Below are 12829 nucleotides of genomic sequence, written 5' to 3'. Positions count from 1 at the left end.
CTAACCAAGATAAATGTTTCCTTGAGGAAACAATTTTAGATTAGGGGTAAATTGATTTATATTTAAAATAATTTGCCCTAAGGAAAAATTTTAGCATAAATTAACTCGGAGGTGAGTAGGAATGTCTTCTAATAATAAGCGGAACTTATCAAGAAGAAGTATTTTGAAAATGGGCGCAGCAGGAATAGTGGGGGTGTTAGGAACCAGTTTTTTAAACTCTAGTTCATTATTCACCAAGACAGCTAATGCCATGGATAAGAAGGAAATGCATCACACTTTGAAAAGTCAAATGAATCAGGGGATGGTTCACGGTTATGATCCGGGAACGGATTCAACTCCAGGGCTGGAAGCAGCGGTTAAGGCACTAACCGCATTCGATTATGGGGTAGTAAGTAAAGCGCCTGATGGCAGAACCATTAGGGAATATAATATTCTTGCCTGGGATACAGAGGTGGAAATTGCAAAAGGCATTAAGTTTCCGGGTTGGACATTCAACGGTACGATACCTGGCCCAACCTTACGATGTACAGAAGGGGACATTATTCGAATAAAGTTCGGGAACGGATCAGCGCATCCGCATTCCATACATCTGCATGGCATACATCCAACTAATATGGACGGTTTGGAGCCTGTACCTACCGGGAAAGAATTCGTCTATGAGTTTGAAGCCAAACCCGCTGGATTGCAGCCTTATCACTGTCACGTACCGCCTCTAGCGAGGCATATCCACAAGGGATTGTATGGTCATTTCATTATTGATCCAAAGAAACCACGAAAACAGGCAAAAGAGTTAAGCATGGTCATGAATGGATTTGATTTGGATTTAGATGGGGAAAATGAAGTATACACGGTGAACGGATACGCATTCGCTTATCAATCCAGACCCATTAAAGTAAAGGTTGGAGAATTAGTTCGGATTTATTTAAGCAACTTGACGGAATTCGATCCTATCAATTCATTTCATCTGCATTCCAATTATTTTCACTATTACCCCACTGGTGCTGATCCTGACGCGCGTCCGTTGTTTACGGATACGATCATGCAATGCCAAGGCGAAAGGGGCATTATTGAGATTACCTTTCCAACTCCAGGTAAATACATGTTTCATGCCCATCAGAGTGAGTTTACTGAGCTCGGATGGATGGGTTTTTTCGAAGTTGAGTGATATTAGGAGGGGTATATTGTGCAGACCGAACCATTAAATAAAAAACGAAATAACGGAACGGTGTGGTTACTGGGGTTATTACCGCTGTTGCTCTTGGCAGGGATGATCTACGTTGTTGGCAATTGGGGAACAGGTGTTGATGAACAGCAAGCTGCTCCAATTGAAGTATTGAATATCGAACGTATTATACTGACAGATGAGGGATTTGAGGTGAGGGTTTTGAATTCAGGACCTGAACCGCTAACAATTGCACAGGTTGTAGTGGATGGCTCGTTTTGGAATGCCTCTTATACACCAAGCTCAACTATTGAACGGTTGGGAAATGCAACAGTCTATGTTCCTTATCCATGGGTTGAAGGCGATCCGCATGAAATTAAGTTCATTACAGAAAACGGTTTAATCTTTGTAGGCGATGTACCGGCAGCCATGAAAACGCCTGAGGCAGATAGCACCCGGTTTACGCAATACTCGTTAATCGGAATTTATGTAGGAGTAATTCCAGTTGGCCTCGGTTTGATGTGGTATCCATTTATGCGTCGTTTTTCCTCTAAGGGGATTCAGGCCGTTTTGGCATTTACTGTAGGTTTGTTGTTCTTTCTTGCCATTGACACGATTCAAGAGGGATTGGAATTGGGAATGGAAGCGCCAGGTGTGTTTCAAGGAACGGGACTCGTTTGGTATGGAGCTGTACTCAGCTTTTTATTGTTACTTGCAGTTGATCAGACCAATTTCAAGAAGAAAACAGTTGAGCGTAATTATGGCAAGCAAGTTTCCTACAAAATAGCAGGTGGGATCGGTCTCCATAATCTCGGTGAGGGTCTTGCGATTGGTGCAGCCTTTGCCGCGGGTGAGGCAGCGCTCGGTACATTCCTCATTATTGGATTCACACTTCATAATATAACGGAAGGCATCGGAATAGCAGCTCCACTCTTGAAGACAAGACCGACTATTAAGACTTTTCTGGCATTGGCTGCTTTAGGAGGGGCTCCAGCAATTGTAGGTACCTGGATAGGAGGATTTGTCTTTAATCAAACATTGGCGGCTCTGTTCTTCGGTATTGGTGCCGGTGCAATTGTTCAAGTTATATTTGTTATTGCTAAAATGATCGTTAGGGATGCCAAAGTAGAGGGTGCTCCCAGCGTATCGTGGCTCAATTTTGGCGGACTCACACTGGGGATCCTGTTGATGTATGTAACCGCACTGTTAGTGAATTTCTAACGGATAGAAAGGGGAGATGGATGTGCCAATGAATATAGGGGTTGCGGGAATTGTATTGCTTGTCATTTTGGGATTGCTTCTTTTCGGACCCTCTAAATTGCCACAGCTGGGAAGAGCGATCGGCACAACCTTATCTGAGTTCAAAAGAGGAGCAAAAGGACTAGTTGAATCTGAAGAGAAAACAGAAAATAATAAGGATGTACTATAGAAGTATCGGAGTACTAAAACGATGTACAAAAGATGGGGTATTCGCAGCGAATACCCAGTCTTCATTAGGCCTGTGTTAGGGGGGTATTTCTGATTGGAGAAGTGCTATAATCCGCTGCTTCGCACAATGGAAGTTAGCGGGCTTTTAGTGAAAGAAGAAAAAAAACGTAGACGGAAAGATCCGGAAATATTACCGAGCAACGGAAAATGGAAAGGAAGTGCTTGTGGAAGCCCGACGCAAAGCTTATGAGCTTTTCAAAGAAATTCAAAGTGAATCCTGATTGTCGATTGGAAGATTAAAACTGGTTTCATTTAATTTGGAACTGAAGCAGTTAGATATTTATGTTAAAGCAAGAAAGCGTGCGATATTCGCCTGTTCACATTGCGGCGCTGAGGGTCAACCGGTTCTTGGCATTGCCGCCAAAGATCGCACATGGCGTCATTTAAACTTCTTTGAATACCCATGCTACTTTCATGCCGAACTACCGAAGACCCATTGCGGACAGTGTAAGCGAATCATGCGCGTTCATGTTCCCTGGCATTAGATAAACCCAAGCACTATTTTACGCTCCATTTCGATGCCCTCATTCTGAAACTGGCCAAAGATATGCCGATGAATGCGATCTCTCGTCTTGTGAATGAACACGACACGCGACTGTGGCGCATCCTGCATTGTTATGTGGATCATGCAATCGCAACGCAAGACCTGTCATATGTGACCAAAATCAGTACCGATGAAACGTCAGCTAAACGGGGCCACAACTACATTACGATCTTCATGGATCCCGAGCAGAAGAATGTCATCTGTGTAGCCGTTGGGCGAGACTCGAGTACTTGGGACATTTGTAAAGAACGCCTTGAGTCACAAGGTGGGCAAGCTACGAACGTTACGGAATTATGCATGGACATGTCACCAGCTTTTATAAAGGGGGCTGCTAACCATTTCCCGGATGCTGCGATTACCTTCGATAAGTTTCACGTTATTCAAGCCGTAAACAGAGAAAAACAAGCTGAAAGCCGATCAGGTTTATACGTATTCTGGTAATTTTAAAGGAAACGGTGGATCAATGGCGCTTCCGGTTACCGGTGCTCACATATCCTCAAACTACGGTACCCGAGTGCATCCGATTACGGGTAAATTGAAGAAGCACAACGGTGTTGACATGGCAGCTCCCGAAGGAACAGAAATTCAAGCAGCAGAAGACGGTGTAGTTATCGTTGCGGAATGGTGGGGCGGATATGGAAACACGGTCGTTATTGACCACGGTAATAACCTCTGGACCCTGTACCCTCATATTCGCAACAACGGAATCAAAGTAAAAAAAGGCGAAATGGTGAAGCAAGGAGAGAAAATCGCCGAGGTCGGCAGCACCGGTAACTCAACGGGACCGCACTTGCATTTTGAAGTTCGTATTGACGGTAAGCCGGTAAATCCGATGCCTTATTTGTAATTTCTTTTTCAATTTTGAAGTAACAGAAACTATGATGTCTTTGCAGGAATTTATGTCACTAATAGTCAGTCTGCTCAGAATGAAGCCACCGCTGTCATTCCGATTCAGAAACATCGCAAAGTTGATCAGCGGAACAGCGCACCTGTCGCTTATGATAAAAATGAAAAACAAAAGCTAAGATTATGTCGAGGTGAACTGAAAATGAATTTTCTGATATATGGGGCAGGGGTGATTGGCAGTATTTTTGCTGGTAAACTGGCAAGCGCGGGTTATGATGTCACTGTTCTAATCGCAAAGAAGTATCGAAGGTCAAGGTTATTGATCGCCTTGAACCGAATGATGTCTACGATTATATCCTAGTCATCATGCAAAAAACGCAGGTCAACTCTGTTTTACCTCATTTAGCAAAAAACCAAAGTAAAAACATTGTTTTTGTCGTCAATAACCCACTTGGATACGATGAGTGGTTAAAATGCATTGGGCAGAAAAGATTGATGATCGGGTTTCCATCAGCTGGGGGAGAACTCAAAAATGGGGTTGTGAATTATTTTATTGGAAGAGGCATTGCCCGTGCTTTTCAAACTACAACCTTTGGAGAGTTAGACGGCAAGACAACACGTAGACTAACTGCTGTTGTCAAAGCCTTTAATAGAAGTCATATCCCCACTGTAACAAATTCAAATATGGATGCTTGGCAAAAAACTCATGTTGCATTAGTTACCAGTATTGCAAATGCCCTATATATACATAAATCAAACAATTATGCGCTATCCAAATCCACGAAGGATATTCGGCTTATGATTCAAGGAGTTAAAGAAGGTTTTCAAGTCATTGAGGCTTTAGGGTATAAAGTAACCCCTCATAAGCTACAGTATTTTAAAATGCCTGTGGGGTTATTATCATTTATCTTTAAAATAATCATGAGCACTAAAATTGCAGAAATAACGATGTCCAGACATACTGTTGTTGCTCATAATGAGATGAAGTTGTTACAGAAAGAATTTGATGAATTAATAAAAAAATCAAATAGGACAACACCCTATATTGATAAACTGAGAAAATATATCTAATAGCCTATAAGCAAACGTCATATTTATTCACAACTTGAATTAGCCCCCTATTCCCTCCAATCTAGGGGAAACAGGGGGTCTCATTAATAAAATGCTAAAAGCCGGTGTGTGTGCCGGTCTTTTTGTGTGTAATTATTCATGTCTTAAATGTTGCAAGGTCTGTTGAAAAATCTGTTCAACATGTGTGTCATGCAGCGAATAAAAGACGGTTTTAATTCTTTTCGACGTTTTACAATTCGCATATTTCGTAAAAACCTTAGCTGATGGGAAACAGCAGATTGGCGTCTAAAATCCTGATTCTTGTAGGTCACTGAAAGCTTTAAACCAATCAGCCATCTGAGCTGCTGAATTGTATAATTTGGGATTAGAAATATGCTGCCTCTGAATAATTTTGAAGATTCGTTGACTTAAATAAATGAATAGGAATATAATAAGATTAACACATGAGCATATACTCATACATTATTTTTACGAAAGGGGAAAATTAAATGGGGCAATTGAGGCAATCCAAAGATACGGTAAAGCGTGAGTTGTTATTAGAAGGATTAGATTGCGCGAATTGTGCAATGAAAATCGAAAATGGAGTAAAAAAAATTCAAGGAGTCTCAGACTGTTCTGTCAATTTTGTGAATAAAACGTTGACTTTTGAGGCAGACAAAGATCAGGATGAAGAAATTGTATCCGCGGCAACCAAATTAGTTAATAAGCTCGAACCGCATATTGAAGTAAGTATTAAGAGGAAGGGGGGCTCCGGACGATTGGGTGCCAAAGAGGAACATGGACATAAGCATGGTAGTGATGGACACGAAGGTCATTCGCATGATGCTGGTAAGGAAAAAATCAGAATAATGTTAATTCGTTTGGCAGTGGGCGCAGTAATTGCCGCAATCGGAATTCTAAACTCATTTTCCGGATGGTTGGAGTTTTCCTTATACTTGGTAGCTTATCTCCTCGTTGGTGGCGATATTGTCCTTCAAGCTGTTAAGAATATTCTTCGTGGTCAAGTGTTTGATGAATACTTTTTAATGTCCGTAGCTACGATTGGCGCATTTGCTATCCAGCAATATCCTGAAGGTGTAGCCGTAATGCTCTTTTTTCAAGTAGGAGAGCTGTTTCAGAGCATTGCGATTAATCGATCCCGTAAATCCATCAGTGCACTGTTGGACATCAGGCCCGATTATGCTAACTTAAAAACAGGAAACGAAACGAAACGGGTGACGCCGGAAGAGGTTAACATTGGAGATCACATTGTTGTCAAACCTGGTGAAAAGGTACCTTTGGATGGAGTAGTTATTGAAGGAAGCTCAACGGTAGATACATCAGCACTAACCGGTGAATCTATGCCTCGGGAAGTTGAAGTCAAGAGTGATGTCCTTGGCGGCTTCATCAACAAAAACGGAGTTTTAACTGTGGAAGTAACCAAACTGTTTGGTGAATCGACTGTATCCAAAATACTGGAACTAGTCGAAAATGCAAGCAGTAAGAAAGCGCCGACCGAGAAATTTATTACTAAGTTTGCGCGTTACTATACGCCGGTTGTTGTCATCATCGCTTTACTTCTGGCGGTTGTACCTCCTCTGGTTTTGAGTGGGGCCACCTTTTCAGATTGGATCTACCGTGCGCTTGTATTTTTGGTCATATCTTGTCCTTGTGCGCTTGTGGTTTCCATACCGCTGGGTTTTTTTGGAGGGATTGGAGCAGCATCCAAGACAGGTATTCTTGTCAAGGGCAGCAATTATCTGGAAGCCTTAAACGATGTCAAGTACATTGTGTTTGACAAGACAGGAACACTCACTAAGGGAGCCTTTAAAGTTTCTGGCATTTATCCTGCCGGAGAATTATCCGAAGACGAGCTTCTTCAATATGCGGCATTTGCGGAGCTGCATTCAACTCATCCCATCGCCGAATCCATACGGGTTGCCTATGGGAAGGAGATCAGGGAAGATCAGCTTGAGTGTTACAATGAGATCTCCGGACATGGTATACAGGTGATGGTTCAGAGAAAAGAGGTCTTGGCCGGCAACAGCAAGCTAATGAATAAGTACAGTATACCGTTTGAAGCACCCAATGGAGTAGGAACAGTTATTCATGTAGCAATTGAAAAGAAATATGCGGGCTATATTGTCATCTCGGATGAAATAAAAGACGATTCCGCAAAGGCTATACGTTCGTTAAAAGAACTGGGTATCAAGAAGATCGTGATGTTGACAGGGGACGCCAAGGCCGTCGGCGATTCTGTTGGACAGCAGCTCGGTATAGATGAAGTGTATGCAGAGTTACTGCCACAGCATAAAGTGGAAGAGATTGAGAAGCTGGATCGGAGTAAGTCACCCAAAGAAAAGATTATTTTTGTCGGAGACGGTATTAATGATACTCCTGTATTGGCCCGGGCAGATGTGGGTATAGCAATGGGCGGATTAGGGTCGGATGCTGCTATTGAAGCGGCTGACATTGTCATTATGACAGATGAACCATCCAAAATCTCTACTGCTATCAGGATTGCCAAGAGAACAAGACGTATTGTTTGGCAAAATATTATCTTTGCACTGGGCGTAAAAGCGGTATTCTTAATGTTAGGCGCTTTTGGTATTGCTACCATGTGGGAAGCGGTATTCTCAGATGTGGGTGTGACCTTGCTTGCGGTCTTGAATGCCATGCGCGTCTTAAAAGTAACTACATCTTAGTTATATCATCATGTAGAAGCTTATGTAGTTTTTAATAGTTGTACAAGAAATAGGGAGTGTTCTAAAAGCCGATGAACGAACGGTTTTTGGAACACTCCTACTTCTATGCTCAGACGTAACTAGCTACCCTTATAACTATTTGGTTACCAAAAAGATTCTTTCCCGTATTATGATATGAACATGATCCGACGAATTCAAAAATAAAAGTAGAGGTAATGAATCGTATGAATGTGGAATTTACAGATCAGGCCGATACCATGTATCGGCTGGCTGAGCAGAAGGCAGCCCAGTATTTTGCATCACTTTATGTGCAGGTTATGGAGAAGACTTATGTGCCTACCCTGACAAAAGATCTCCAATTGTGGAAACGGAGCCATATACATCAACATTCATGGCTATCTTTTTTTTCGCGGGGAAAGAGAAAACCTGATTCCCGGGATTATCATAGATATTTAGAGTGGCTGAATTATACAGGTAAATTGGATGATTACTTGGATCGAAGTGTTTCCTATATTTACATGAGAGATCTGGGCAAAGCCCTGGATTCTTCTGACACACAGACCCGAATTCAGCGTGTAGTTGCCGACATCAAAAATCACTTGATTCGTTCCACCTCAACAAAGCGGGGAGACCAACCCGAGTATATGAGCTTGGCCGGGTTTTATCGGTGGGCCCAGAAGGAAGGCATAGAAATCGCCGCTATTTGGGTGATAGACAAACTTAAGAACGTCTCCTCCCATATTCCGAAAGGAATGAATGCCGAGCAAGCAGAGCGCAAGCTGATCAAGATCATTATCGGGGTTATTCTGCATGTGATAGAGGAGATGGACGATGAAATAACGCCTGCGGAACGTACCCTGAGACTTGATGAAGCCATCAGGCTTGGTTATTCCTATGGTCTGACTTATCCTTTCATTGACGATCTTCTCGATTCTGGGGTCTTGACCGCTGGGGAAAAAGAACAATATTCCCGTATGATACGTGCCGCGCTTCTGTCTGGAGTTGTGCCGGAACTTAGAGGGTGGGCCGGGAAAAACGTGGATTTCATTCAATTCGTACATTCAGAGCTCCGGGATGCTTTTGAATATATTAAGGGCCTTCAGCGACCGGAAACACAGAAAACATTTTTCGAGCAGTCCTATGTGTTTTTTCATTCCCAGGACATGGACCGTGAAAAGGATCTGTCTAATGCAAATTACACCAACGAAGAGCTTTATATACCCATCATTTTGAAATCCTCTTCTTCCCGATTGATTGTCCGTTCCGTAATTAGTGCACCCATGGATGAAGGCTTTGAACATCGGACATTCTTTTATGGCATTTACAACCAGTTGGCTGATGATTTTGCGGATATGTTTGACGATAGGAGAGACGGGGCGGTAACACCCTATACCTATTATTTAAAATACCATAATCACCGTTCGGATCTCATAAACCCCTATGAATTATACTGGACGGTCATCTCCCGTTTGATCCATAACGTGTATCACTCCGACGCCAAAACCCGTGAGGTGATACTGGATCGTGCAATCAACGGCCTAAAACGTTGTAAAGAACGCATAGGTACTGAAAAGTATAACGAAATCATGGAGATATTTGCTTCGGGAAATCCGGACCTTAATCGTCTCGTTCAGCATATGGTTCGAAAAGCGGAGGATGTTGATTTCTTCGATAAACTGCTTCGGGACCAGATGAATACCATTTTGAAAAACGACCGGCAGGAAAAGGAAGACTTTCAGGGTACGATTGAAACTGTGCGCCATCAGATTAACAATCTGCTGCAGATTCCCAAACCTAACGGGATTCCTCCGATGAAAGAGCCGCTTATTGATGCCGCAAATTACAGTCTCGAAGGGGACGGAAAGCGAATACGGCCTATATTGACTTGGGTCATGGGCGTAAAGGAATATGGACTCAATGAATCGGCAATCGTGCCTCTTCTGCGATCATTGGAATATATGCATACTGCATCCCTGATCTTCGATGATCTCCCATCCCAGGATAATGCCTCTACCCGTAGAGGGCGTCCAACGCTGCATCAGGTGCACAATAGCGCCACGGCAGAATTAACCGGTCTTTTTCTGATCCAGAAGGCAATTAAAGAACAAGCGTCGCTTGAGCAGTTCGATGCTAAAACCGTGCTTGCCTTGATGCAGTATTCGGCCCAAAAGGCAGAAGATATGTGTATGGGACAGGCGATGGATTTGCATTCCAAAGGAAAAGCATTGACACTGGAGCAATTGAATATGATGTGCTTTTACAAAACCGGAGTAGCATTTGAAGCTTCCCTGGTTATGCCTGCCATTCTCGCTCAGGTTAAGGAGCCGGAAATTACGGCTTTGAAGAAATTCGCCTATCATGCGGGCATTGCCTTTCAGATTAAGGATGATTTGCTTGATTTAGAAGGAGATCTGCTCCTACTCGGTAAACCCACCCGCAAGGATATTGAAAACAACAATTCGACTTTTGTGTCCATCCTTGGTCAAGAAGGCGCCAGAAAAGAGATGTGGGATCACTATTGTCTGGCAACGGAAGCCTTGAAAGAAATGCCGCGTAATATAGCTTTTCTGAAGCATTTATTGGATTATATGGTTAACCGAAACCGTTAACATGTTTGTCATACCTGGAGTGCAATGAAGGGTAAAGATTATATATGGTAAAAATGAAGGGGGTGTCCCAAAAGCCATACAAATGGCTGCTGCGATACCCCCTCTCTTTTGAGTAAGACTTTAGTAGGTGTTCTGAGTGGTCGCTCCGCGAACGGACCGTTGCTCCATCGCTGTGGTCTCCAGATTTTTTTTATTTTCCTTGGCGATAAAAATCCGGAGGCGACCGCTGCGCTTTTCCGCAATCGTTCCGTCCTCTCCGCTGCTTTCAGCGGAAACCCTTCCTCCCAAATCTTCTTTAAAATCACAAAAAGAAATCGCCCTTTGGTAAAATGGAAGTGTCGAAGCCACCATTCCGTCAAATCATCTCGTTCGTGTCATTAATACGGCCGTGACAGCTATCACCCCAAAATGTACGTCTCTCTGGAGCATTACTTTGTAGATGCAAGGCTCTCATTTTACAAATAGCACTTACCTGGAACTGCTCGAAAAGGAGAACGTGAAGATCTCCATGGACGGCAAAGGCCGAGCAACGGATAACAGCCGTACCGAGCGATATTTCAGGTCTTTAAAGTATGAGTGCATCTTTTTGTACGAGTTTGATACGCCCTGTGATCTGCGTAGAGGTATTACGAATTACGTGAAATTCTATAACGCTGAACGTCCGCACCAGGCGTTGAACGAGGTTTCAACGAACAGCGTATACACCCAATCTTTGAGCAGGAGAGCTTCTTGAACCCTACCACTTGAAACCAGAGAGGAGTTAACTTATTTTCTCTCGATTTGTGTCTTGACAACGGGGATCATTACAAGATACTCTTATGGAAACAAATATAAAAGAAATGACTTTTCGAGATTTTGCTTTATGGCTACAGAAGGTTATTCAGGAAATACTGTTGTGGATCATAGCGTATCAATCGGTTTGATGTTACTAAAATATTCCTCTATTTGGTACTGGATTTTCAATGAAACACAACAAAAAAGATCTATCACTATATGTAGAGTTAACTAAAAACTATAAATATTCGTTAAAAGTATTTAGTCAGTATGTAATACCGGCATGTAAGACTACAGCGTAGCATAATCTAAAGTAATTCACTTCAAGCGTGAGCTTTTTTGCAGTACAATGGGTTACGAAGGACCTGGCTCACCACTAGACCCACCGCATGGGATGGAGGAATACGTATTATGGAAGTATTGCTGAGCAAACTGTATGAGCGGAATGGGCTGACTAAAGAAGAAATTGTCTATTTCCTCCAGCACCTGACTCCTGATCTCAAGAAGCGGTTGTTTCGTTTGGCGGATGAAACCCGAAAGAGGCATTATAATGAAAGCGTTTACTTTCGTGGCTTGATTGAATTCTCAAACTTCTGTAAACAGGATTGTATGTATTGCGGTCTGCGCAGATCCAATCTCAGTGTGGACCGTTACCGACTGACTGAGGAAGAGATACTGGAATGTGCTGCAGAGGGATACAATCTCGGATATCGTTCGTTTGTCTTACAGAGTGGAGAAGATTTTCGCTTCACGGAAGAGCTGATGATCAGCATTGTCACGAGCATGAAGGTTCGTTTTCCCGATGCGGCAATTACCTTGTCCATTGGAGAACGCAGCGAAGCATTTTATCGTGCGCTATACGATGCAGGAACTGACCGATACTTACTTCGGCATGAGACAGCCTCACGTTCGCTCTATGAATCTTTGCATCCAGGTATGTCATACGATAACCGTATGAACTGCCTACGTACCCTGAAGGATATTGGCTATCAGGTTGGAGCCGGTTTTATGGTTGGACTTCCGGGTCAAACCTACGAGCATCTTGCAGAGGATTTGCTTTTTCTGAAAGAGCTCCATCCGGAAATGATCGGTATTGGTCCATTTATCCCGCATAGCGCAACTCCTCTTAAAGATGCTACCGGTGGAACCGCCCAGGATACGCTCGTGATGATTGCCATGGCGAGATTATTTGTTCCGGATGCTCTAATGCCTGCCACCACGGCTATGGGTACACTTGACCCAACAGGTCGGGAGAAGGCACTTTCGGCAGGAGCCAATGTTGTCATGCCCATTCTTTCTCCTCTGAAAGTTCGCGAGAAATATGCCCTTTATGAGAACAAGATTTGCACGGGCGACGAAGCTTCACATTGCAGGAACTGTATTGAAATGAGAATCACAGCCTCTGGATATAAGATTGAGCTCGGTCGCGGTGACCACTGCAGCTTTCTTAGCACTTCAGAGTAAGAAATATTGCTGTGATAATCTTTTAATAAATTAAGTGAATGTTTTCACGTAGTGTTGTTTAAAACATATATTGTTTTAAACCGATTGAAAGATTGGTGAGGGGGATTCATAGCTTTATTAAATAGCCTCTCGGAATAAGAAACGATTTCAAGAGGTGACTACCGTAAAAACTGAGTAATCGAGCTGT

General features: G+C 43.0%; 12 protein-coding genes and 3 pseudogenes. 13 read left to right on the top strand and 2 right to left on the bottom strand.

Annotation, left to right across the window (positions count from 1 at the left end; translation table 11 throughout):
* Positions 1 to 121 precede the first annotated feature (121 nt).
* The 9 genes and pseudogenes from PaeBR_RS14520 (at position 122) to PaeBR_RS14480 (ending at position 5111) form a co-directional block, all read left to right on the top strand.
* A complete protein-coding gene (locus tag PaeBR_RS14520; RefSeq protein WP_410511285.1) occupies positions 122 to 1165 on the top strand; it encodes a multicopper oxidase domain-containing protein in 1044 nt (347 codons plus the stop codon).
* An 18-nt stretch (positions 1166 to 1183) separates the two neighbouring features.
* On the top strand, positions 1184 to 2383 hold the full coding sequence (locus PaeBR_RS14515; RefSeq protein WP_410511284.1) for a ZIP family metal transporter: 1200 nt from the start codon (positions 1184 to 1186) through the stop codon (positions 2381 to 2383).
* A 28-nt stretch (positions 2384 to 2411) separates the two neighbouring features.
* Entirely contained in the window at positions 2412 to 2591 is a 180-nt protein-coding gene (locus PaeBR_RS14510; protein WP_410511283.1) for a twin-arginine translocase TatA/TatE family subunit, read from the top strand.
* Between the two features lie 111 nt (positions 2592 to 2702).
* Positions 2703 to 2871 (top strand): annotated as a pseudogene (locus tag PaeBR_RS14505) (PadR family transcriptional regulator); the annotation flags it as partial.
* A complete protein-coding gene (locus PaeBR_RS14500) occupies positions 2872 to 3135 on the top strand; it encodes a transposase family protein (RefSeq protein WP_410511282.1) in 264 nt (87 codons plus the stop codon).
* Positions 3136 to 3197: 62 nt separating this feature from the next.
* Positions 3198 to 3635 (top strand): ISL3 family transposase, encoded by a 438-nt coding sequence (locus PaeBR_RS14495; RefSeq protein WP_410511281.1) that lies wholly within the window; start codon positions 3198 to 3200, stop codon positions 3633 to 3635.
* Positions 3636 to 3651: 16 nt separating this feature from the next.
* Positions 3652 to 4041 (top strand): annotated as a pseudogene (locus PaeBR_RS14490) (M23 family metallopeptidase); the annotation flags it as partial.
* A 201-nt stretch (positions 4042 to 4242) separates the two neighbouring features.
* The gene (locus PaeBR_RS14485; protein WP_410511280.1) at positions 4243 to 4401 is read left to right on the top strand and encodes a 2-dehydropantoate 2-reductase N-terminal domain-containing protein; all 159 of its coding nucleotides are present in this window, start codon (positions 4243 to 4245) and stop codon (positions 4399 to 4401) included.
* Between the two features lie 5 nt (positions 4402 to 4406).
* Entirely contained in the window at positions 4407 to 5111 is a 705-nt protein-coding gene (locus tag PaeBR_RS14480) for a hypothetical protein (RefSeq protein ID WP_410511279.1), read from the top strand.
* Positions 5112 to 5243: 132 nt separating this feature from the next.
* On the opposite strand, the pseudogene PaeBR_RS14475 reads toward PaeBR_RS14480, so the two are convergent.
* A pseudogene (locus tag PaeBR_RS14475) lies at positions 5244 to 5392 on the bottom strand (ArsR family transcriptional regulator); the annotation flags it as partial.
* A gap of 207 nt (positions 5393 to 5599) precedes the next feature.
* Here PaeBR_RS14475 and PaeBR_RS14470 point away from each other — a divergent pair.
* Positions 5600 to 7795, top strand: a complete 2196-nt coding sequence (locus tag PaeBR_RS14470; protein ID WP_410511278.1) for a heavy metal translocating P-type ATPase — start codon at positions 5600 to 5602, stop codon at positions 7793 to 7795.
* Between the two features lie 215 nt (positions 7796 to 8010).
* Entirely contained in the window at positions 8011 to 10404 is a 2394-nt protein-coding gene (locus tag PaeBR_RS14465) for a polyprenyl synthetase family protein (RefSeq protein WP_410511277.1), read from the top strand.
* A 120-nt stretch (positions 10405 to 10524) separates the two neighbouring features.
* Here PaeBR_RS14465 and PaeBR_RS14460 read toward each other — a convergent pair whose 3' ends face one another.
* Positions 10525 to 10692 (bottom strand): hypothetical protein, encoded by a 168-nt coding sequence (locus PaeBR_RS14460; RefSeq protein ID WP_410511276.1) that lies wholly within the window; start codon positions 10690 to 10692, stop codon positions 10525 to 10527.
* Between the two features lie 151 nt (positions 10693 to 10843).
* On the opposite strand from PaeBR_RS14460, the gene PaeBR_RS14455 reads away from it, so the two are divergent.
* A complete protein-coding gene (locus tag PaeBR_RS14455) occupies positions 10844 to 11137 on the top strand; it encodes a transposase (protein ID WP_410511275.1) in 294 nt (97 codons plus the stop codon).
* 452 nt (positions 11138 to 11589) lie between these two features.
* Positions 11590 to 12642 (top strand): [FeFe] hydrogenase H-cluster radical SAM maturase HydE, encoded by a 1053-nt coding sequence (gene hydE, locus PaeBR_RS14450; RefSeq protein ID WP_410511274.1) that lies wholly within the window; start codon positions 11590 to 11592, stop codon positions 12640 to 12642.
* The last annotated feature ends 187 nt before the right edge of the window (positions 12643 to 12829 follow it).

The organism is Paenibacillus sp. BR2-3, from assembly GCF_046529485.1.
In the GTDB taxonomy this organism is placed as follows: Bacteria; Bacillota; Bacilli; order Paenibacillales; family Paenibacillaceae; genus Paenibacillus_AQ.
This window is presented reverse-complemented; position numbering and strand designations above follow the sequence as displayed.

Bases quoted from the DNA above. Each gene is read 5' to 3' on its own strand.
- PaeBR_RS14465 (WP_410511277.1), top strand. From the start codon at position 8,011: ATGAATCGTATGAATGTGGAATTTACAGATCAGGCCGATACCATGTAT.
- PaeBR_RS14510 (WP_410511283.1), top strand. From the start codon at position 2,412: ATGAATATAGGGGTTGCGGGAATTGTATTGCTTGTCATTTTGGGATTG.
- PaeBR_RS14520 (WP_410511285.1), top strand. From the start codon at position 122: ATGTCTTCTAATAATAAGCGGAACTTATCAAGAAGAAGTATTTTGAAA.
- PaeBR_RS14495 (WP_410511281.1), top strand. From the start codon at position 3,198: ATGCCGATGAATGCGATCTCTCGTCTTGTGAATGAACACGACACGCGA.
- PaeBR_RS14480 (WP_410511279.1), top strand. From the start codon at position 4,407: ATGCAAAAAACGCAGGTCAACTCTGTTTTACCTCATTTAGCAAAAAAC.
- PaeBR_RS14455 (WP_410511275.1), top strand. From the start codon at position 10,844: ATGCAAGGCTCTCATTTTACAAATAGCACTTACCTGGAACTGCTCGAA.
- PaeBR_RS14470 (WP_410511278.1), top strand. From the start codon at position 5,600: ATGGGGCAATTGAGGCAATCCAAAGATACGGTAAAGCGTGAGTTGTTA.
- PaeBR_RS14485 (WP_410511280.1), top strand. From the start codon at position 4,243: ATGAATTTTCTGATATATGGGGCAGGGGTGATTGGCAGTATTTTTGCT.
- hydE (WP_410511274.1), top strand. From the start codon at position 11,590: ATGGAAGTATTGCTGAGCAAACTGTATGAGCGGAATGGGCTGACTAAA.